This window comes from Neobacillus sp. NRS-1170 (assembly GCF_050468025.1).
Genome location: NZ_JBITPF010000066.1, coordinates 1 through 20402 on the forward strand (window position 1 = coordinate 1; position 20402 = coordinate 20402).

A 20402-nucleotide genomic window follows, 5' to 3' on the forward strand; every position below is an offset into this window, starting at 1 on the left:
TTGGCGCCTGCGGGGTCTCCCCTGCCCCGTACTCCCGCAGGAGTCTTCGTGCCTTCCGCTCCAATCAACCGTGTTAAAAATCATTTACAAAGCCTTACAATAAGCAAAAAGCCGACTGAAATGAGCCGGCTTGTCTTTTATTATCCTCTTATTAATGAGATGGCTTTTGCGTAATCACTTTCATTGTAGATTGCGGAGCCTGCAACTAATACATTGGCCCCTGCTTCCATACATTGTTTTGCGGTTTCCGGATTTACACCACCATCGATTTCAATCTCGATACTTAAACCTTTTTGCTCAGCCATTTCTTTCACTTTTCTTATTTTTGGAAGGACTTCTGGAATGAATTTTTGTCCTCCAAACCCAGGATTAACAGACATTAATAATACCATATCAATATCCCCAATGATATGTTGGATCGTTTCAACTGGTGTAGCTGGATTTAAGACCACCCCTGCCTTTATACCTAACGATTTAATAGCTTGAATGGTTCTGTGCAAATGACGGCAAGCTTCCACATGGACTGTGATATAATCTGCTCCTGCCTTGGCAAAAGCCTCAATATATTGATCAGGATTTTCAATCATTAAATGCACATCAAGCGGCAGTTTAGTAATGGGACGAATGGCCTCAACAATGAGCGGTCCAATAGTAATATTGGGAACAAAATGGCCATCCATAACATCAACATGTATGTAGTCTGCTCCTCCTTTTTCAACTGCTATAATCTCTTCCCCCAATTTTGAAAAATCGGCTGAAAGAATTGAAGGTGCTATTTTCACCATGTTTAGTACCTCGGCTTTCTATCTTTTATTTCTTGGAGGAAATCAACATAATGTTCATAACGATATGCTGGAATTTCCCCAGATTCAACAGCTTGCTTCACACCGCATTTAGGTTCACTGATATGGAGGCAGCCGCGAAATTTACAATTTTCACTTGCCCGCTGTAATTCCGGAAAGCAGGATGTTAAATCCTCTGCTTCAATATTAATAAATTCCAAGGAGCTAAATCCTGGTGTATCGGCAACAAGACCATTTCCAATTTCAATGAGCTCCACATGCCTTGTCGTATGCTTCCCTCGACCTAAATGTGATGAGATATCATTTGTTTTTAATTCAAGATCGGGTCTAAGAACATTCAGTAATGAGGACTTCCCCACTCCAGACTGCCCGGCAAAAACAGAAATTTTATTTTCAAGGTGCGGATTTAGTTGTTCAATTCCTGTTTCTGTTTCTGAAGATGTAAGAATGACTTCATAACCAGCAGCCTGATATTCTGCTGCGTATTCACTAATTAAATTGTTTTGTTCACTGTTGGTCAAATCCATTTTGGTAATACAAATAAGCGGCTCAATATGATTAAATTCAACCAAAACAAGAAATCGGTCTAAAAGCACAGTACTGAAATCTGGTTCTACAGCTGAAAAAACAAGGATGGCCTGATCGACATTCGCTATTGGCGGACGGACCAATTCATTTTTCCGTTCTTTTACTTCAAGAATATAGCCTTCCAATTCATTTTCAGCTTGAAAAACAACCTCATCTCCAACCAGAGGGGTTACTTTATTCTTTCTGAAAACCCCTCTGCCACGGCATTGAATTAACTCATCATTATGAAGAACATAATAAAAACCACTTAACGCCTTAACAATTTTTCCTTCAGGCATAGTCACACTCCTTGCCCTTTAACTTACCAAACCAATTGCTTCTATTAAAATTTTTACGAGTGTCCTCATTTTTATGCAAATCGAAGCACCCATCGATTATTCGGTATCATCATAACTTATCGTTTCATCCGCGATAACCTGCAAATCACGCATAACTTTATAGCCGGCCTTTTTTCCGTATGGAATCAACAATTTAATTTGCTTTTTCGTCGTCTGGGTAATGGTGAATTTTTCAGCCGGATCAGTCATACTGTGCGTCATATCCTCTATATAGATTATGACCTCTTGTTTTTGGCCTGGCTCACCAGGTAAAGGTGGTTCATATTCGATGGTAATTTCTTTAATTACCTCTTTTGGCGGTTTTTGCTCTTTTCCTTTCGAAATAACGACCCTAACCTTGTCACCTTTATTCAATTCGGTTCCCTGTGCAGGTGATTGAGATATAACCATGCCTGCAGGTATATTTTCATCATATTGTTCTTGAGAGGCATCTAAGGTAAGACCCACTAAGGATGCATAATCCTGAGCGCCCTTTAGATTATATTGGGTTAGGTCCTTTAAGACAATTTTTTCAGGCCCCTTACTGACCTCAAATTCTAATTCAGTATCTTCTGGAACCACTTTTGTACCTCCAGGTGGGTTCTGGCTTAAAATAGTACCTGGTTCACTATCGTCATTTTTCTCTACTTTATTGATAGCTTTAAAGTTCTCCTGCTCTAATAAACGGACCACATCATCATATTGACGGTCAACATAATCAGAAAGATCATATTTTTCTTTTCCAGAGCTGATGTATATTGTAATCCCGGCATTTTCCTTAACTGTGGTCCCGGCCTCAGGGTCTGTTTTAATTACTTTCCCTTTTTTAATATCCTCATCTGGTATTTCAATTTGGTCGCTGACCTCAAGTCCTTTTAATTTTAGCTTAGATATCGCGTCATCTACATTCATTCTGCTTACATCTGGAACTTTGACGTCCTTTGCAGACAATAAATCAGGTAAAAATGTAAAAGTTAATATTCCTAGAATGGCAAGGATAAGAAAGGTAGATATTAAGATTATCGGCCACTTTTTCCGTTTTTTACTTGTTTTCTTTTCTTTATTTACTGTATTCTCTTGTTTAATTACTGGCTTTTCATTGCTGTGAACTAACGTTTCATCAAGGTTTTTTAACGGCTTATCATTCGTGATAACTGGAATTGCTTTTGTTGCCTCGTCGTCAATCGGTATAGAAAATTTAGGTTCATCCATCCTCTCAGGGTCGAGAGCTGTTCGCAAGTCCTCCTCCATTTCATCAACAGAGTTATAGCGATGGAATGGATCTTTGGCAGTTGCCTTTAGAACAATATTTTCGACACTTTGCGGAATTTTTGGGTTCCACCTTCTTACAGAAGGTGTTTCTGATTGCAGATGCTTCAAAGCAATCGAAACGGCGGATTCCCCTGAAAACGGAAGCCGGCCTGTCAATAGCTCAAACATAACAATCCCCGAAGAATAAATATCTGATTTTCGATTGGCCATTCCCCCGCGGGCTTGCTCAGGTGATAAATAATGGACAGAACCCAGGACGGAATTTGTCTGCGTGATGCTTGTTGCACTGAGTGCCATTGCGATACCAAAATCAGTAATTTTCACGTATCCCTCTCGGTCAATTAAAATATTATGAGGCTTTATATCACGATGGATAATATGATTTTGATGTGCATGGGAAATGGCAGATGTTAATTGCATCATTATGTCTAGCGCTTCTTCCACTCGAAGTGGTGATTGCTGCTGTATGTATTGTTTTAAGGTTTGCCCATTTACATATTCCATAACAATATAATATAGGGAATCCTCTTCACCAACATCGTAAATGCTAACTATATTCGGGTGAGCAAGACTAGTAGCTGATTGAGCCTCTCTATGAAAGCGTTTAATAAACTCCTCATCATTTACAAAATCAAGCCGAAGCATTTTTACGGCAACATCTCTATCTAAAATCATATCATGGGCTAGATATACATTTGCCATACCGCCTCCGCCAATCATTTCGAGGATTTTATAGCGGCCGCTTATTCTTTTCCCAATGATCATTTTTCATCACCCTCTTTCATTTTCATTAGCAAACTCTAGAATGATTAGGGTAATGTTGTCTTCACCGCCATTATCATTTGCCATGATAATGAGTGATTGAGCTTTTTGTTCAAGCGTAGTTTCATTCTGAAGGATTTGAACCATTTCTGTGTCACTAACTTTATTTGATAGCCCATCTGAGCAAATAAGGAGATAGTCTCCTTCCTCGAACATAATGGTTTTAATATCAATCTTTACATCCTGTTCAGTCCCTAAGGCTCGTAATATCCAATTTTTCCTTGGATGATGCTCCGCATCCTCTTTCGAAATTTGTCCTGTACGGACTAATTCATTAACCCAGGTATGGTCTTCCGTTAGCTGTTGAAAGCCGGTATCATTTAAAATGTAGCAGCGAGAATCGCCAACATGTGCAATCGATGTAAAATTGTCTGTAGCAATTACCGCTTCAATTGTTGTACCCATCCCTTCACATTCCTCATTGCTCCTAGCATGTTCATACAACAATCGATTAACCTCAAGGATGTTTGCTTTCAACCATTCTTCAGCTTGATCAGCAGTAGTTAACCCTATAGTCTGCTCCCATTTTTCCTGTAAATATGTAACGGTCATTTTACTTGCAACATCACCGGCACGGTGACCGCCCATACCATCTGCTACAATGGCCAGGCGATGTCCGTCCCGATTGACAAAAGTTCCACCATTATCTTCGTTATTTTGGCGAACTCTTCCTTGGTCCGTTTTAAAAACAGCCTTCACTATCTGTCACCTCGTCTCTTCCTTCCGCTCCTTTGCACGAAGTTGTCCACATGCTGCATCAATATCATGACCGTGCTCTCGGCGAATTGTCACATTAATTCCACGTTTCTTTAGGGTTTTTTCAAAAGCAAAAATTTTGTCTTTTGGTGTTCGGACATAATCTCTTTCGGGTACATAATTTACCGGTATAAGATTCACGTGGCATTTAATTCCTTTTAATAGGACTGCTAATTCCTCAGCATGCTCAGTTGAATCATTTACACCGCCAAAAAGACCATATTCAAAGCTTATGCGCCTTCCTGTCTTATCGATATAATACCGCACTGCTTTCATTAAGTCATCAAGTTTATAGGCTTTGTTGATCGGCATCAGCCTTGATCTTATTTCTGTATTTGGAGCATGCAGTGAAATCGCGAAATTGATTTGCATATTTTCATCAGCAAATTGATAAATCTTCGGAATGATTCCGCTAGTCGAGACGGTAATATGGCGGGCACCGATATTCAGCCCTTTATCATGATTAATAATTTTTAAAAATGAAAGCATATTATCGTAGTTATCGAACGGTTCCCCTATCCCCATAATGACAACAGAACTTACACGCTCTTCCGTTTCATCAAGGGCTTGCTGAACTTTGACCACTTGCGCTACAATTTCCCCTGCCTCGAGATGTCTTTTCAAACCACCTAGGGTTGAAGCACAGAAGGTACAGCCAATTCTGCAGCCAACCTGTGTTGTTACACACACCGAATTTCCATAATCATGGCGCATGAGAACGGTTTCGATTGAATAGCCATCATGAAGCTCAAAGAGAAACTTAATTGTGCCATCGGATGAAGTTTGTTGGATGACCGTCTTTAAGGGTGTAAGTTGAAAATGGCTTGATAGTTTGTCACGAAGGCCTTTAGAAACATTACTCATATCCTCAAAAGAGGTAATTCTTTTTTTATAAAGCCAATCAAAAATCTGCTCAGCCCGAAATGGCTTTTCACCATTCTCCGACAGCCATTCCTTTAATTCATGAAGCTCTAATGAATAAATAGAGCGCAGTTTTTCTTCTATTGTTGCGTTTGTCTCAGTTGTGTTTAATTGTTCCAACACTTACCCCTTCTTTCTTAATGCTGCAATATAAAATCCATCAGACCCAAAATCCTGAGGGAAAATTTGTAAATCAAAACCTGTAATCAACGGCTGGACGGCTTCAGGCATCCTATTTTTAAAAGAAAGATCCCCTTCGAATTCCGTATTATTTTCTAAAAATGTTTTGACTGTATTTTCATTTTCTTCCTTATCAACAGTGCATGTACTATATACCAGAATGCCGCCTTTTTTCAATAAAGGTGCAACGGATGTTAACAGATTTTGTTGAATGGTACTTAACCGTTCTAAATCTTTTTCGGTTTTCGTATATTTCATATCTGGTTTTCTTCTCATCACCCCAAGGCCAGAGCAAGGTGCATCGAGTAGAATTCGATGAAAGGATTCATCATTAAACTTTTCTTGTAAATGTCTTGAATCAGAGACATTTGTTTTTATATTTGATAACCCTAAACGGCGTGCATTTTCATTGATCAATTTCACTTTGTGCTGGTGAAGATCAACTGAAATCACTTCACCAGTATTATTCAACCTTTCAGCAATATGCGTACTTTTTCCGCCAGGGGCTGCACAAGCATCAAGGATAGATTCTCCTTCTGTTGCACCTAATGCATAGGTGGAGAGCATTGAGCTCTCGTCTTGTATCGTTAACATTCCATATTTAAAGGCAATGGTAGAAGCTAAGTTTCCCTTTAATGACCTGATCGCCTCAGGAATGATTGGGCTTTTTTCGATTTGAAACCCATCTTCCTCAAGGATTGAAACACATTCATCTCGAGAAATTTTTGTAAGATTAACTCGTGCTGTTTGCATTGGCGCCGTTAAGTTAATTTCACACATTTCTTTTGTTTTATCATAACCAAATTGATTCACCCATCTATTCACAAGCCAAAGTGGGTGGCTAGTTTCGAGTGAAAGACGTTCAATTGGATCAGCCACGTCACTTAATGCAGGGATTCCTTCTCTTTGAATGCTGCGGAGCACTCCGTTTACTAAACTGGCAATCCCTTTATGTCCGCGTTTTTTAGCAATTTCTACGGCCTCAAAGATTGCAGCTCGATCAGGAATTTTATCAAGATAAACCATTTGATAAAGAGTCATTCTGAGTAAATGATGAATCCAATCCGCTAATTTCTTGTTATCTTTGATAAATGGCTTTAAAAAGTAATCCAGGGCCATTCTTCTTTGCAATGTACCATATGTCAATTCAGTTAGTAATCCGACATCTTTAGGAGATAATTCATTTTTTACAATGGTGGTGTTTAGTAGCAAATTGCTATATGAATGATTTTTCTCAATGGATGTCAAAAGATCCATAGCGGTTTCGCGAACATTGTTTTTCTTTGATGTCATATTAATCTCCCAGTATGCTGCCTATTGAAATTTTTGAACCTGCTCCTCTTAAAAATTGTTCACTCATCATTTTCGTTTTTCCGGAAGGCTGAAGTTCAAGAATTTTTATAGAGGTATCATTCCCAGAACTCACTGTAATACCATCTGATTCTATATTTACTATGGTTCCAGGCACTTGGCTCTTTAAACCAAATACCTTTTCGGCACGCCAAATTTTTAATACTTGTCCATCCATCGTGCTAAAAGCAACAGGCCAAGGGTTTAACCCCCGAATATGATTATATATATCTTCCCCGGTTTTTCCCCAGTCAATCTTTTCCTGTTCCCGTTTAATGTTAGCAGCAAAAGTCGCTTCTGCATCATTTTGCGGAATTGGTTTAAGTTTTCCATCTAATAATAATGGTAATGTTTCTGAGAGAAGCTTTGCTCCCGCCTTACTTAACTTATCATGGAGCGTACCAACATTGTCATCTTCCGCGATGGGTACTTCGACTGACGTTAAAATATCTCCTGCATCTAGCTTCTCTGCCATATACATGATGGTTATTCCTGTTTTCTTTTTCCCTTGAATAATCGCATAGTGGATTGGCGCTCCGCCGCGCAATTCTGGAAGAAGGGAAGCATGAACATTAATACAGCCATGAGCAGGGGCTTCTAACAGCTTCTTTGGCAGAATTTGACCAAAAGCAGCCGTAACAATTAAATCTGGGTTTAGTGAGAGGATCTTTTGAAGCTCTTCTTCCTGACGGATTTTTTCCGGCTGAAAGACGGGAATTCCTTGTTTTAAGGCTTCCACCTTTACTGGAGGAGGTGTTAAAACTTTTTTTCTTCCTACCGGCCGATCTGGCTGGGTCACAACACCAATTACCTCATACCCATCCGCTAGTATTTGTCTAAGTACGGGAACGGAAAAATCGGGTGTCCCCATAAAAACAATCTTGGTCATTCACTTTCTACTCCTTTTAACTCATCTTCCTCAAGATATCTCGATACTTTTGTGGTGAATAGAATCCCGTCAAGATGGTCGATTTCATGTTGAATGGCTCTTGCAAGAAATTCCTCTGCTTCAAGAGTGTATTGTCTCCCTTTCCGATCGAGAGCTTCTATTTTTACATAATTTGGCCTGGTAACTTCACCATATAATCCTGGAAAGCTTAGACATCCTTCTGGTCCTGTTTGCTCTCCTGAGGTAGATAAAATCCGAGGATTAATCATTTCAATGGTTCCTAATTCATCATCAATATCAACGATAGCAATTCTAGCATTTAAACCAATTTGGGGGGCGGCAAGTCCTACCCCATCATATTCAATCATCGTGTCGTACATATCATCAAGTAATTTCGCCAGCTTTCGATCAAACTTGTCTACTTCCTGGCATTTTTGCTCGAGAATTTCGGCAGGATGAGTCACAATTTTTCGTATTGCCAAAGCTTTTCCTCCAATATTTATCATGGTTATGGTTTTTATTTTATTTTCGCCACTATTACATTAAGATAAACGGATTTACGTCAATCGAAACCTGAAGCCCTTTTACTGCATCTTTTTGATGCTGGTCAAGAACAATTTTTAGTGCCGCACTCAGGTTCGGTTCCCGCTTGTATTTTATCAGACATTGATAGCGATATCTATTATTTATCCTTGGTATTGGCGATGCTGCCGGCCCAAGTACAACTGCTTCTCTTGAAACCTGTGAACGGACATAGTTCACGATATTTTCCGTCGCTGATACGACAGTCATAAGCTGCTCATGACTGACAGTTATCAATGACAGATAATAAAAGGGCGGATAATGATGCATTTTTCGAATCATCATTTCACGTTGATAAAAAAGGTCATAATCTTGCTTACCGGCAAGTTCGATACTATAATGCTCAGGGGTATAGGTTTGAATAATTACTTCACCAGGCAATTGATGCCGGCCAGCCCTTCCGCTGACTTGTGTTAACAATTGGAATGTTTTTTCCGAGGATCTAAAATCCGGTAAATGGAGCATCGTATCGGCGGAAAGAACCCCTACAAGTGTTATATTGGGAAAATCTAACCCTTTGGCAATCATTTGGGTCCCTAGTAAAATATCGGCCTTCCCATCCTGAAAGTCCTTTAGTAACCGTTCATGCGACCCTTTTTTCCCAGTTGTATCGACATCCATGCGAATGACCTTTGCTTCAGGCAATATTTTCCCCAGTTCATCCTCAACCTTTTGTGTCCCTGTTCCAAAATAGCGGATGTACTCACTTGAGCACTCAGGACAGACCTTTGGGACATAGGTTTCATAACCACAGTAATGACATTTCATTTGTCCGCCGGCACGATGGTAGGTAAGGGAGATGTCACAGTTCGGGCAATTAACCACATATCCGCAATCCCTGCACATAACGAAGGAGGAATGTCCGCGTTTATTTAAAAATAAAACAGACTGCTGTTTTTTCTCGATTCGGTCTTTTAACATCTCAAAAAGCTTTCGAGAAAACATCGAACGATTCCCTGCACGAAGCTCTTCCCGCATATCAATGATCTCAACAGAAGGCAGTGTCTGCTTATTCATGCGATTTGGAAGCGTTAAAAGCTGGTACACCTTTTTTTGCGACCTGGCAAACGATTCGAGAGACGGAGTGGCGCTTCCTAATACGACTGGACAGTTATAGGTTTTTGCCCTTTCGATTGCCACTTCCTTGGCATGATAACGCGGCATTTCCTCTTGTTTATAGCTCGTCTCATGTTCTTCATCAATAATAATGATGCCAAGATTTTCAAAAGGAGCAAAAATGGCTGACCTCGCTCCGACCACCACCTTTACTTCTTTACGCTGAATTTTTCGCCATTCATCATATTTTTCCCCGGCAGACAACCCGCTGTGCAATACTGCAACCAAATCGCCAAATCTTCCTTTAAACCGATTTACCATTTGCGGTGTGAGAGATATTTCCGGGACAAGAACAATTGCTTCCTGACCCTTTTCTATTACCTGCTGAATCGATTGAAGGTATATTTCTGTCTTGCCGCTCCCAGTTACACCATAAAGTAAAAATACGTCATGGCTATTTGTTTCGATAGCATTCAGAACCGGTGTAATGGCCATCGCTTGATCCTCTGTTAATGGCAAGGGTTGAGTCCGTTCAAAAATTCGATTTTCATAAGGGTCACGATACACCTCCATCTCACTCTCAGTCAGCAGCTTTTTATCAATCAAGGCCTTGACAGTTGCGGATGAGATTTTAAGGTTCGCAACAAGTTGGTTTAATTCGATTGTCTTATTCTGTTCTAGAAAAAAGGCCAGCACTTGTTTTTGTTTTTCTGCATTACCAGGCAAACGGTCCATTTCTTCCTTTAATCTATCGGGGGGAACAAGTGGTTGAACATATTTCACTTGTTTTTTCTTGATCCTTTCCTTTACCTCATAAATAACCTCGAGATGCCTCTTTGCCGATTCCCGTTGAAGAATTGAAACGATTCCACTTTTTAAAGCTTCTTCCCAATTCAGCATTCCTTTATGTTCAAAATACGATTGAAGCCCTTCTGGTAAATCTGATAATATTACACCCGGAGCGAGCTTTACTTTTTTTTCATATTTGGCTTTTAATGCCGCTGGCAGCATGGCCTGATAGGCGAATATTTTAAAGCAAAGCGTATTTTCGGTTAACCAGTTTCCAAGCTCTAATAATTCTTGATTTAAAACGGGCTCCAGATCCATGGGCTCAATGATTTCCCGTAGCTGCTTAAATTCTGATTCAGCTTTTATTTCCGTAACAAAACCTTGAATATTCCTTGGTCCAAACGGAACAATGACTCTCATCCCAGGCCGGATTGTTTCCCTCCATCGCTCTGGAATCAGATAATCGAAGGATTTATCCGTTTGTTTAGTTGGAACATCAACGATTACACCAGCAATTTCCATTTCATTTCATATCCTTCAGAAGTGAAGTCGTTTCTTCAATAATTTTTTCGGCCACCGCTGTTTTTGTCATCATCGGTAATGTTGCAACTGAACCATCACGTTTGAATAATGTAACAATGTTGGTATCCGTTCCAAAACCGGCGCCTTCTGTTTTGACATTATTGGCAACAATCATATCCGCATTTTTCGTCGCTAATTTCTTGCGTGCATACTCTTCTACGTTATCTGTTTCAGCAGCAAACCCAATCAGCAATTGATGCTTCTTCCTTTGGCCGAGCTCAAATAATATATCCTTCGTTCTCTCTAATTCAATGCTCGTGTCTCCTGCCTTCTTTTTTACCTTATGGTCAAATGTGGTCTTAGGGCGATAGTCAGCAACTGCTGCTGTTTTAATTACGATATCTGCACGATCATAGAGGCTTATGACAGCCTCGTACATTTCTTCGGCACTTTCTACCTTGACTAAATTTACGCCAATTGGCGCTGATATTTGAACGGGCCCTGAAACTAAAATAACTTCGGCACCTTGTTTTCTTGCTTCTTCAGCAAGAGCGTATCCCATTTTACCACTTGAATGGTTTGAGATAAACCGGACAGGATCAATTTTCTCTCGTGTGGGTCCTGCCGTTACGATAACTGTCTTACCCCTAAGTGGTTTCACTTCTTTGTTTGTAAAAAACGCCCGAATCAATTCAACAATTTTCTCTGGCTCCTCTAGACGCCCTTTTCCTATGTAACCGCAGGCAAGATAGCCTTCACTTGGTTCAATAAATTGATAGCCGAATTCGGCTAATATCGATAGATTATTTTTCACCGCCGGATGGTCATACATATGTACATTCATGGCTGGGGCAATCCAGACTGGTGCCGTTGCAGCAAGCAGTGTAGTCGTAATCATATTATCGGCTATACCACTTGCAAGTTTTGCAATCGTATTAGCTGTTGCCGGAGCAACAAGGATAAGATCCGCCCAGTCAGCGAGGTCAATATGGGCGATTACTTGCGGATTTTTTTCGTCAAAAGTATCAGTATAAACCTCATTTCGTGATAATGCCTGAAAGGTTAATGGTGTAACAAATTTAGAAGCTGATTCGCTTATAATCACTTTTACTTGCGCCCCTGCTTGTACTAGCTTACTGGTCAACGCCGCTGCCTTATAGACTGCGATACCTCCGGTCACACATAATAGTATTTTTTTATCATTTACCACGTTTTAACCCCCACTTCTAATCCAACACATTTCATCTCTTTCATTATGCTAGAATATAAGCCATTTTTCAAAATAAAAAAGGCTGACCGTTAAGGTGTTAGCCCTTCCAAAGTCACGCCTTCATTGAAGTCTTCATTTTTTACTCAGCAGTTGTTTCCGCCTTCTTCGCAATCCGATAAGTCAGCTCGCCGCTGTAAATTTCCTCTAGTGCTTTTCCAACATGTTTATAGGAAACATACTTCGGTAATCTTTCATCTCTTGCTTGGGACATCGCGCGGGCACGCTTCGCGGCAACCGATACAAGAGAGTATTTTGAATCAATTTTTTCAAGCAATGAATCAATAGAAGGATATAACATTTTATTCAACCTCCAGTAATTTTTTATAGCGATGTTCGACTCGTTCTCTGCGGCAATGTTCGGCTATGACAATAGCTTTAACCCGTTCACAGGCAAGTTCAACTTGATCATTTTCAACAACATAATCGTATAATTCCATCATTTCAATTTCTTCTCGGGCAGACAGCATCCGATTTTGAATAATGTCTTCCGTTTCAGTTCCTCTTGTCACAATCCGGTTTTTTAACTCCGACAAGCTTGGGGGCATCAAGAAGATGAATAACCCTTCTGGAAATTTTTCGCGGACTTGCCGAGCCCCTTTAACTTCTATTTCCAAAAATACATCTTTTCCGGCATCCAAGGTTTCACGAACATAATCAACAGGAGTGCCATAATAATTTCCAACAAATTCGGCATACTCCAATAGCTTTCCTTGCTCAATTAAAGTTTCAAATTCTTCTCTTGATTTAAAAAAATAATCTACCCCATCGATTTCACCAGTGCGCGGCTTTCGGGTGGTCATCGAAATAGAATACTCAAATGCCGTATCCGGATGGGAAAAAATCTCTTTGCGAACCGTTCCTTTACCAACACCGGATGGCCCTGAAAGCACAATCAATAATCCTTTTTCCTTCATTAGCAAAAATCCTACCCTTCCTCAATTGATTCATCACGGTCCGTTAACCGATGTGCAACCGTTTCTGGCTGTACGGCAGATAAAATGACATGGTCACTATCCATTACAATCACTGCACGGGTACGTCTTCCGTATGTTGCGTCTATCAAAGACCCCCGATCCCTGGCATCTTGAATGATTCTTTTTATAGGAGCAGATTCCGGGCTTACAATGGAAATAATTCGATTTGCCGAAACGATATTTCCAAATCCAATATTAATTAACTTAATCGACATGGTAATCATCCAATCATCAATAATATATTTTGGCCGTGTCATACTGTTTCTAAACAAGGCCTATTCGATATTTTGAACCTGCTCTTTTAACTTCTCGAGTAAGCTTTTCATTTCAACAACCATTTTGGCAATATTTGAATCATTTGCCTTCGATCCAATTGTATTTGCTTCTCTGTTCATCTCCTGAACAAGAAAATCCAGTTTTCTGCCGATGGGTTCCTGTTCGGTTAAGGCTTGCAAAAATTGCTGGATATGACTTTTTAATCTTGTGATTTCCTCATTAATGTCAGCCTTATCAGCAAAAACAGCAACTTCCGTTAAAATCCTCGTTTCATCTAATTGTCCATTCACGAACTCCGCCATTCTTTTTGTTAAGCGCTCTTTAAACGACTGAACAACAAGCGGTGCAAATTTCTGAATTTCAAAAACAATTGATTCTAATTGGGAAATGATAGCAATTAAATCCTTTTTTATTTCTTCCCCTTCTGAAGTCCGCATTTGTTTTAGTAAAATTACGGCTTCCTCCGTTGCGGCAAGGACTAAATTTTCTAATTCCTCATTCCCAGCTTCACTTTCTTCAATATGTATAAGATCTTTACGATTTAGCAAATCCTGAAGTGTTACAGTACCTTCGATTCCATATTTTCCATGTGCTTCCTTGATAAATTGATAATATTCTTCAATTAGGTTCCAATCAACATGGAGTTTCCTGGTTACAGCACCCTCGCCCTCTAAGCTTACATAAACTTCTACTCTTCCACGGCGAATTTGCTGATTGAGCCTCTTCTTGATTTTATCTTCTATTTTTAAAAGCTGTCTTGGCATGCGAATATTCATTTCACAAAAACGATGATTTACCGTTTTTACCTCAACGTTCACTGAGAATGAACCTGAATCAGCCTTCCCTCTTCCAAAGCCTGTCATACTTATTACCATCAGTTGCACATCCAATCTTTGAAAAAATGATCGGTTCTATAAACTAGAATAAACACAAAAGGTAATAGAGGGATTCTATTACCTTTTGGATTATAACATACTTTATTTTGTTTTTCTTAACAAAAATGATCCGGCTAGTAAAAAAGTTGGTATTGATGATAACCCGACAATCAGCAGCCAGTCTTTTGCCGCGATCGGCAGCGTATGGAAAATTGGCTGCAATGGCGGATAGTAAATAACCACAAACATGAGGGCTAGAGAAGAAATGACTGCCCATACTAAATATTTATTTCCAAACGGGTTTCTTGATAGTACTGATTTTTCGCTGCGGCAATCAAAAACATGGATTAACTGTGCCATAACAAGTGTCGCAAAAGCTACCGTTTGTGCATATTTCAATTGGCTTGGATCATTATGATAAACAACGATAAAGGCAAGTAAGGTCACAAGACCAATCAGAAATCCACGAGAAACAACCTTCCATCCCAACCCGCGGGAAAAGACCCCTTCATTCGGGCTCCGCGGCCTCCGCTTCATCACATTTTCTTCCGGGCGGTCAAGACCTAGGGCCATGGCTGGCAATCCATCAGTCACCAAATTTACCCAAAGAATTTGAATAGGTACTAACGGCAAAGGCAGTGCTAAGATCATCGCAAACAACATGACCAATATTTCACCGACATTGGAGGCCAGCAAATAGCGGACAAACTTTCGAATATTCTCGTAGATATTTCGGCCTTCTTTAATGGCTGCTTTAATCGTAGCAAAATTATCATCCAATAAGACAAGTGCCGAAGCTTCTTTCGCTACATCAGTCCCGGTTATCCCCATGGCCACACCAATATCTGCTGCTTTGATAGCAGGCGCATCGTTTACCCCGTCGCCTGTCATTGCAACTATATGCCCTCTATTTTGCAAGGCTTTTACAATTTTCAATTTATGTTCTGGTGAAACCCTGGCAAAGACTGATACATCCTCGACGATGTCCTCGAGCTCCTCAACGGACATATCAGACAATGCTTTCCCTTCAAGAACCTTGCTTTTCTTCGTAAGGATTCCTAACTGTGAAGCAATCGCTTTTGCTGTGATAACATGGTCTCCGGTAATCATCACCGTTTTTATTCCAGCTTCTTTACATTCTTTTACGGCTGCTTTAACCTCAGGTCTTGGCGGATCGATCATTCCCTGAACACCGATAAAAGTTAATTTTTTCTCTGCTTCCTTTTCACTTAAGATAAGTGTATTGGCTGAAACGGGCTTAAAGGCAATGGCGATTGTCCGCAGTGCCTGAGAGGCAAGTCCATTAATAGCATCTTGGACCTTTACTTGCGTCTCCTTATTTAAATATTGAGTCCGCTCGTCCCAAAGAATGGATTCACTAATTCCTAAAATGACATCAGGCGCTCCTTTCGTGACGATGAAATGCCGCCCCTGTTTGTCCTTTACGTGAATACTCATCATTTTTCTGGCCGAATCAAACGGAAATTCGTTAATGATAGTAAATTCATCTAATAACTTCTTTCTTGCAAAGCCTGCTTTCATTGCACTAACGAGCAATGCTCCTTCAGTTGGATCCCCGTCAAGAATGTAATCATCATCCTTCATTACTAAATCCGAATGATTGCACAGCATTCCGAAAATCAGCATTTGCTGCAGGGCTCGCTCGTCTTTTGGGTGAACGGTTCTATCATTCCGATAAAAATTCCCTTGCGGCTGATAGCCCACTCCATCTACTGTCCAGGTATTTCCCCCGCTCCATAAGTGGGTAACCGTCATTTTGTTTTGCGTCATGGTTCCCGTTTTATCGGAACAAATAACCGAAGCACAGCCAAGTGTTTCGACCGCAGGCAGCTTCCTGACAATGGCATTTTTCTTTATCATTTTTTGCACACCAAGAGATAAGGCTACCGTCACAATAGCAGGCAATCCTTCCGGTATAGCCGCAACTGCCAAGGATACTCCAGCTAAAAACATCGTGTAGATGTCATGTCCCTGGATTACACCGACCGCCACTACAAGCACGGTCAAAGCTAGGGCAACTGTTATCAATATTTTTCCAAGCTGCTCCAATCGGCGCTGGAGTGGTGTTTCTTGTGATTCCGCATTCTGCAGTAAATTAGCAATTTGCCCCATTGCCGTTTTCATACCTGTTGCAATGACAACCCCGATTCCGCTTCCCCTGGTTATCATCGTTCCCATAAAGGCAATATTCTCCATATCCCCAATACCAGGGTTAGGATTCGTTAAACTCTCTATATGCTTGGAAACAGGCACTGACTCACCAGTAAGTGCTGATTCTTCAATTTCTAAGCTTTTTGATTCAATGATTCGTACGTCGGCGCCAATCCGGTCACCGCTTGAGAACTTTAAAATATCTCCGTTGACAATTTCTTTCGAAGGTAATTTAATCCACTGGCCCTCTCTGAGGACTGAAACTTGCGGCGCGGACAATTCCTTTAATGCCTCTAGCGATTTTTCCGCCCGCCTTTCCTGGAAAAATCCAAGAAAGCCATTTATGATCACGATTGCTATAATGGCAATTGCGTCAATATATTCACCTAACAATCCGGAAATCAGGGTCGCTGCAAGCAGCACTAAGACCATAAAATCTTTAAATTGACTAAAAAATAAGAGTAAAGCCGATTGCTTTTCTCCTTCTTCCAATTCGTTTAGTCCATACTCTGCGATTCTCCTTTTGGCATCTTCCTTTGATAATCCAGTTGAAAAGTCGGTTTCTAAGGCCTTTTCTACTTGTTTTATCTCCATCTCATGGAACTTCATCCGACCATCTCACTTCCCCCTTGTATAACATGTCTAAAGAAATCTTATTCAGGGTCGTCCAAAAAAATGCTATTATTAACATTCTTGCAAGGGGAAAATAAGACAGTTTTTATAGAAGTAGGATATAATTAAACATATGTTTGAAGAAAAGGATGTTTTCCATGTCATTTGATGGTCTATTTACGAAAGCAATGGTCGATGAACTTTCCCGTTCTTTAAAGGGCGGTCGAATAAATAAAGTTCACCAGCCCTATAAAAATGAAGTCATTTTAACAATTAGGGCAAATGGGGTAAATCAAAAGTTGTTATTATCTGCCCATCCCAGCTATGCAAGGGTGCAGTTAACGAATGAAGCATACGAAAATCCTAGTGAACCGCCAATGTTCTGTATGCTGCTGCGAAAGCATATTGAAGGCTATATATTGGAGGATTTATATCAAGTTGAAAATGACCGGATGATTATTTTTGAAATTAAAGGAAGAAATGAAATCGGTGATATCAGCTACAAGCAGCTCATTATTGAAATTATGGGCAGACATAGCAATATCGTATTAGTTGATAAAACGCGCAATGTTATTCTTGATAGCATCAAGCATATTAGTTTTGCTGTTAACAGTCATAGAGCGATTATGCCGGGCCAGCCATATATTTTCCCGCCTGAACAAAATAAATCTAATCCTTTTTTTATTTCTGAAGAAGATGTTTTAAAGAGAATTGATTTTAATAGCGGGAAACTGGATCGTCAGTTGGTCGAGCATTTTGCCGGCACTTCTCCGCTGTTTGCAAAGGAAGTCATTTTTCAAAGCGGGCTCGCGAACCGAACGACCGTTCCTCAGACTTTTGTTGGTTTGGTTACGAAAATCAAGCATAGCGAGCTATCTCCTTCTATCATGTCAGCAGGTGGCAAGGAAGCTTTTTATTTATTTCCGCTTGAGCATTTAAAAGGAGAAGTAAAAAGCTTTGAGAACCTCAGTGAAATGCTGGACCGTTATTATTTTGGCAAGGCTGAACGAGACCGGGTTAAGCAGCAAGGAAATGATATTGAACGGTTCATTTTGAATGAAAAAGAAAAAAATGAAAAGAAAATCGAAAAGTTGGAGAATACCTTAAAGGAAGCGGAAAAGGCAGAGCAATTTCAGCGTTATGGTGAGCTGTTAACGGCTAACCTTTATGCCGCAAAGAAAGGTATGAAGGAAATAGAGGTTCTCAATTATTACGATGAATTGGGTGGAACGATTACCATACCTCTTGATCCGCGTAAAACTCCATCAGAAAATGCGCAAAAATATTTTTCTAAATACCAAAAAGCTAAAAATTCTGTTGCCGTTGTGATGGAGCAAATTGAAAAGGCTCAGCTTGAAGTGGAATATTTTGATAATTTATTGCAACAGGTAGTGTCTGCGTCACCGAAGGATATTCAAGAAATTCGTGAGGAACTTGTCGAGGGCGCCTATATCCGCGAACGTCAAAAAAGGAATGGGAAAAAGATTCAAAACGCCAAACCGGTCCTAGACCACTTTTTATCCACTGATGGGACCGATATTATTGTCGGAAAAAACAATAAACAGAATGATTATTTAACCAATAAACTTGCAGCGAGAGATGAGATTTGGCTCCATACGAAGGATATTCCTGGTTCACACGTGGTCATACGAAGTAAGGAGCCATCGGAAGAAACCGTTCTTGAAGCCGCCAATTTAGCTGCTTACTATAGCAAGGCGCGGAATTCCAGCTCGGTTCCTGTTGACTTTACAAAGGTTCGACACGTTAAAAAACCGAGTGGTTCCAAGCCTGGGTTTGTGATTTATGATAATCAGCAGACTGTTTATGTTACTCCGGATGAGGAACTCGTGCTTAATTTGAAGAAAAATTAGTCAAGCCCCGGGGGTTCCGGGGCTTTTTTTTAGGTATTCTACAAATTTTAGGATGTTATCTACAAAATTTAGGACGTTATCTACAAATTATTGGATGTTATCTACAAATTTTATTAATTTATCTACAATTCATAGAAAAAATTGGAAACTACTCAATTTTATTCCCACTTCTTGCTCCATTCACCAGGATCCTTGCTCCAAGAAAGCAGACTCTCTTGATCATTTTGACCAATATATCCTTTTTCAATAGCCGACTCCACTAACGCAGCAAAATCAGTTAATGAAAAACTCGAAATTCCTTCCTGCTCAAAAGCCGCTTTTCCTTTATCCAGCCCATATGTAAAGATGGATACGACACCAAGTACTTCACAGCCAGCCTCTCTTAATGCCTGAACAGCTGTGATCACACTTCCGCCAGTTGAAATTAAATCTTCGACCACCACTACCCTTTGGCCTTGCTCTACTTTACCTTCGATCTGATTTCCTTTCCCGTGCCCTTTTGCTTTTGAGCGGACATAGCACATAGGCAAATCCATTAACTCGCTCACCCAGGCTGCATGAGGAATACCAGCCGTGGCAGTCCCGGCAATTACATCCACCGTACCAAAGTGTTCAACAATAAGCTTTTGTAAGCCGCTGGCAATTTCCCGCCGAACTGCAGGAAAAGATAATGTTAAGCGATTATCACAATAAATCGGAGAACGAAGACCAGAGGTCCACGTAAACGGATCTTGTGGTCTTAACGCAACCGCGCGTACTTCTAATAATTTTTCAGCAATTAAGTGTTTCATTGATGTTCTCCTCTCCATGCTTTCATCCAATCAATATAGCTTTTCAACGGGTCAGCGGACCTTGTTATCGAACGGCCGACTACTATCGAACTGACACCTGTAATCCTCGCAAATGCAGGGGTAGCAACCCGTTTTTGATCCCCTATATTATCTGCCTCCATTCGAATTCCAGGCGTTACAGTTAAAAAGTCAGATCCTAATTGTTCTCGAATTGCGTGAGCCTCCCAGGCTGAGCACACAACACCATCTAAACCAGCAGTTTTTGTTAACGAAGCATAGTGAAGAACGGACTCATTTAAGGTAACAGGAATCAGCTGTTCCTTGTTCATTTGCTCTTCAGATGTACTTGTAAGCTGCGTAACAGCGATACATTTAGGACGGTTCCGGCCGGCAGCAGTTCCAGCGTCTAATCCTTCAAGAGCAGCCTCCATCATTTCTTTACCACCAGCCGCATGAACATTAACAAGATCACATTCCAGTTTCGCAAGCCCCTTCATGGCACTCTTCACCGTGTTTGGGATATCGTGAAGCTTCAAATCAAGAAAAATCTGATGTCCCTGCTCTTTTAACATATGAATGATGGAAGGACCTTCCTGGTAAAATAGCTCCATACCAACTTTTACAAAAAGCTGCTCACCTGAAAATGGCTGTAAAAAACGACCTACTTCTGCTCCGTCAGCAAAATCAAGCGCGATGATAAGCGAGTTGTTCATG

General features: G+C 40.4%; 18 protein-coding genes. 1 reads left to right on the forward strand and 17 read right to left on the reverse strand.

Translation table 11 applies throughout. The annotated features are described in order from the left end of the window. Positions 1-140: 140 nt before the first annotated feature. The 15 genes from rpe to ACIFOT_RS24095 form a co-directional block, all read right to left on the reverse strand. Complete coding sequence (gene rpe, locus ACIFOT_RS24025; protein ID WP_430068828.1) at positions 141-785, reverse strand: ribulose-phosphate 3-epimerase; 645 nt, start codon at positions 783-785, stop codon at positions 141-143. Between the two features lie 2 nt (positions 786-787). Continuing rightward, positions 788-1669 carry a ribosome small subunit-dependent GTPase A gene (gene rsgA, locus ACIFOT_RS24030; RefSeq protein WP_430068831.1) on the reverse strand — a complete coding sequence of 294 codons (882 nt, stop codon included), beginning with the start codon at positions 1667-1669 and terminating at the stop codon, positions 788-790. A 96-nt stretch (positions 1670-1765) separates the two neighbouring features. Next, entirely contained in the window at positions 1766-3745 is a 1980-nt protein-coding gene (pknB, locus tag ACIFOT_RS24035) for a Stk1 family PASTA domain-containing Ser/Thr kinase (protein WP_430068834.1), read from the reverse strand. Between the two features lie 6 nt (positions 3746-3751). Then, a complete protein-coding gene (locus ACIFOT_RS24040; protein WP_430068837.1) occupies positions 3752-4501 on the reverse strand; it encodes a Stp1/IreP family PP2C-type Ser/Thr phosphatase in 750 nt (249 codons plus the stop codon). A gap of 6 nt (positions 4502-4507) precedes the next feature. Next, on the reverse strand, positions 4508-5599 hold the full coding sequence (rlmN, locus tag ACIFOT_RS24045; RefSeq protein ID WP_430068839.1) for a 23S rRNA (adenine(2503)-C(2))-methyltransferase RlmN: 1092 nt from the start codon (positions 5597-5599) through the stop codon (positions 4508-4510). Between the two features lie 3 nt (positions 5600-5602). Continuing rightward, positions 5603-6952 carry a 16S rRNA (cytosine(967)-C(5))-methyltransferase RsmB gene (gene rsmB / locus ACIFOT_RS24050; protein WP_430068842.1) on the reverse strand — a complete coding sequence of 450 codons (1350 nt, stop codon included), beginning with the start codon at positions 6950-6952 and terminating at the stop codon, positions 5603-5605. A gap of 1 nt (position 6953) precedes the next feature. After that, positions 6954-7898, reverse strand: coding sequence for a methionyl-tRNA formyltransferase (gene fmt / locus ACIFOT_RS24055; RefSeq protein ID WP_430068845.1), 945 nt, complete (start codon positions 7896-7898; stop codon positions 6954-6956). Next, positions 7895-8380, reverse strand: a complete 486-nt coding sequence (gene def / locus ACIFOT_RS24060; RefSeq protein ID WP_430068848.1) for a peptide deformylase — start codon at positions 8378-8380, stop codon at positions 7895-7897. The genes fmt and def overlap by 4 nt, the downstream gene beginning before the upstream one ends. Positions 8381-8435: 55 nt before the next feature. Next, positions 8436-10847 carry a primosomal protein N' gene (priA, locus tag ACIFOT_RS24065; RefSeq protein ID WP_430068851.1) on the reverse strand — a complete coding sequence of 804 codons (2412 nt, stop codon included), beginning with the start codon at positions 10845-10847 and terminating at the stop codon, positions 8436-8438. A 1-nt stretch (position 10848) separates the two neighbouring features. Beyond that, complete coding sequence (coaBC, locus tag ACIFOT_RS24070) at positions 10849-12057, reverse strand: bifunctional phosphopantothenoylcysteine decarboxylase/phosphopantothenate--cysteine ligase CoaBC (RefSeq protein WP_430068853.1); 1209 nt, start codon at positions 12055-12057, stop codon at positions 10849-10851. A gap of 139 nt (positions 12058-12196) precedes the next feature. Then, positions 12197-12415 carry a DNA-directed RNA polymerase subunit omega gene (rpoZ, locus tag ACIFOT_RS24075; protein ID WP_430068856.1) on the reverse strand — a complete coding sequence of 73 codons (219 nt, stop codon included), beginning with the start codon at positions 12413-12415 and terminating at the stop codon, positions 12197-12199. A 1-nt stretch (position 12416) separates the two neighbouring features. Next, positions 12417-13031 carry a guanylate kinase gene (gmk, locus tag ACIFOT_RS24080; RefSeq protein ID WP_430068860.1) on the reverse strand — a complete coding sequence of 205 codons (615 nt, stop codon included), beginning with the start codon at positions 13029-13031 and terminating at the stop codon, positions 12417-12419. An 11-nt stretch (positions 13032-13042) separates the two neighbouring features. Next, positions 13043-13306 (reverse strand): extracellular matrix/biofilm regulator RemA, encoded by a 264-nt coding sequence (remA, locus tag ACIFOT_RS24085; protein ID WP_223588583.1) that lies wholly within the window; start codon positions 13304-13306, stop codon positions 13043-13045. Between the two features lie 60 nt (positions 13307-13366). Beyond that, the gene (locus tag ACIFOT_RS24090; RefSeq protein ID WP_430068863.1) at positions 13367-14242 is read right to left on the reverse strand and encodes a YicC/YloC family endoribonuclease; all 876 of its coding nucleotides are present in this window, start codon (positions 14240-14242) and stop codon (positions 13367-13369) included. Between the two features lie 102 nt (positions 14243-14344). Continuing rightward, a complete protein-coding gene (locus ACIFOT_RS24095) occupies positions 14345-17023 on the reverse strand; it encodes a calcium-translocating P-type ATPase, SERCA-type (RefSeq protein ID WP_430068866.1) in 2679 nt (892 codons plus the stop codon). A gap of 161 nt (positions 17024-17184) precedes the next feature. Between ACIFOT_RS24095 and ACIFOT_RS24100 the strand changes: the two genes are divergently transcribed. Continuing rightward, positions 17185-18897 carry an Rqc2 family fibronectin-binding protein gene (locus ACIFOT_RS24100; RefSeq protein WP_430068869.1) on the forward strand — a complete coding sequence of 571 codons (1713 nt, stop codon included), beginning with the start codon at positions 17185-17187 and terminating at the stop codon, positions 18895-18897. A 158-nt stretch (positions 18898-19055) separates the two neighbouring features. Here ACIFOT_RS24100 and pyrE read toward each other — a convergent pair whose 3' ends face one another. Then, positions 19056-19688, reverse strand: a complete 633-nt coding sequence (gene pyrE, locus ACIFOT_RS24105) for an orotate phosphoribosyltransferase (protein ID WP_430068872.1) — start codon at positions 19686-19688, stop codon at positions 19056-19058. Further along, positions 19685-20401 (reverse strand): orotidine-5'-phosphate decarboxylase, encoded by a 717-nt coding sequence (gene pyrF / locus ACIFOT_RS24110; RefSeq protein ID WP_430068875.1) that lies wholly within the window; start codon positions 20399-20401, stop codon positions 19685-19687. Before pyrF ends, pyrE begins: the two co-directional genes overlap by 4 nt. Between the last annotated feature and the right edge of the window lies 1 nt (position 20402).

Bases quoted from the DNA above. Each gene is read 5' to 3' on its own strand.
- rsmB (WP_430068842.1), bottom strand. From the start codon at position 6,952: ATGACATCAAAGAAAAACAATGTTCGCGAAACCGCTATGGATCTTTTG.
- priA (WP_430068851.1), bottom strand. From the start codon at position 10,847: ATGGAAATTGCTGGTGTAATCGTTGATGTTCCAACTAAACAAACGGAT.
- ACIFOT_RS24090 (WP_430068863.1), bottom strand. From the start codon at position 14,242: ATGGTAATAAGTATGACAGGCTTTGGAAGAGGGAAGGCTGATTCAGGT.
- fmt (WP_430068845.1), bottom strand. From the start codon at position 7,898: ATGACCAAGATTGTTTTTATGGGGACACCCGATTTTTCCGTTCCCGTA.
- pyrE (WP_430068872.1), bottom strand. From the start codon at position 19,688: ATGAAACACTTAATTGCTGAAAAATTATTAGAAGTACGCGCGGTTGCG.
- remA (WP_223588583.1), bottom strand. From the start codon at position 13,306: ATGTCGATTAAGTTAATTAATATTGGATTTGGAAATATCGTTTCGGCA.
- pknB (WP_430068834.1), bottom strand. From the start codon at position 3,745: ATGATCATTGGGAAAAGAATAAGCGGCCGCTATAAAATCCTCGAAATG.
- rpoZ (WP_430068856.1), bottom strand. From the start codon at position 12,415: ATGTTATATCCTTCTATTGATTCATTGCTTGAAAAAATTGATTCAAAA.
- ACIFOT_RS24095 (WP_430068866.1), bottom strand. From the start codon at position 17,023: ATGAAGTTCCATGAGATGGAGATAAAACAAGTAGAAAAGGCCTTAGAA.
- rsgA (WP_430068831.1), bottom strand. From the start codon at position 1,669: ATGCCTGAAGGAAAAATTGTTAAGGCGTTAAGTGGTTTTTATTATGTT.
- gmk (WP_430068860.1), bottom strand. From the start codon at position 13,031: ATGAAGGAAAAAGGATTATTGATTGTGCTTTCAGGGCCATCCGGTGTT.
- pyrF (WP_430068875.1), bottom strand. From the start codon at position 20,401: ATGAACAACTCGCTTATCATCGCGCTTGATTTTGCTGACGGAGCAGAA.
- rpe (WP_430068828.1), bottom strand. From the start codon at position 785: ATGGTGAAAATAGCACCTTCAATTCTTTCAGCCGATTTTTCAAAATTG.
- ACIFOT_RS24100 (WP_430068869.1), top strand. From the start codon at position 17,185: ATGTCATTTGATGGTCTATTTACGAAAGCAATGGTCGATGAACTTTCC.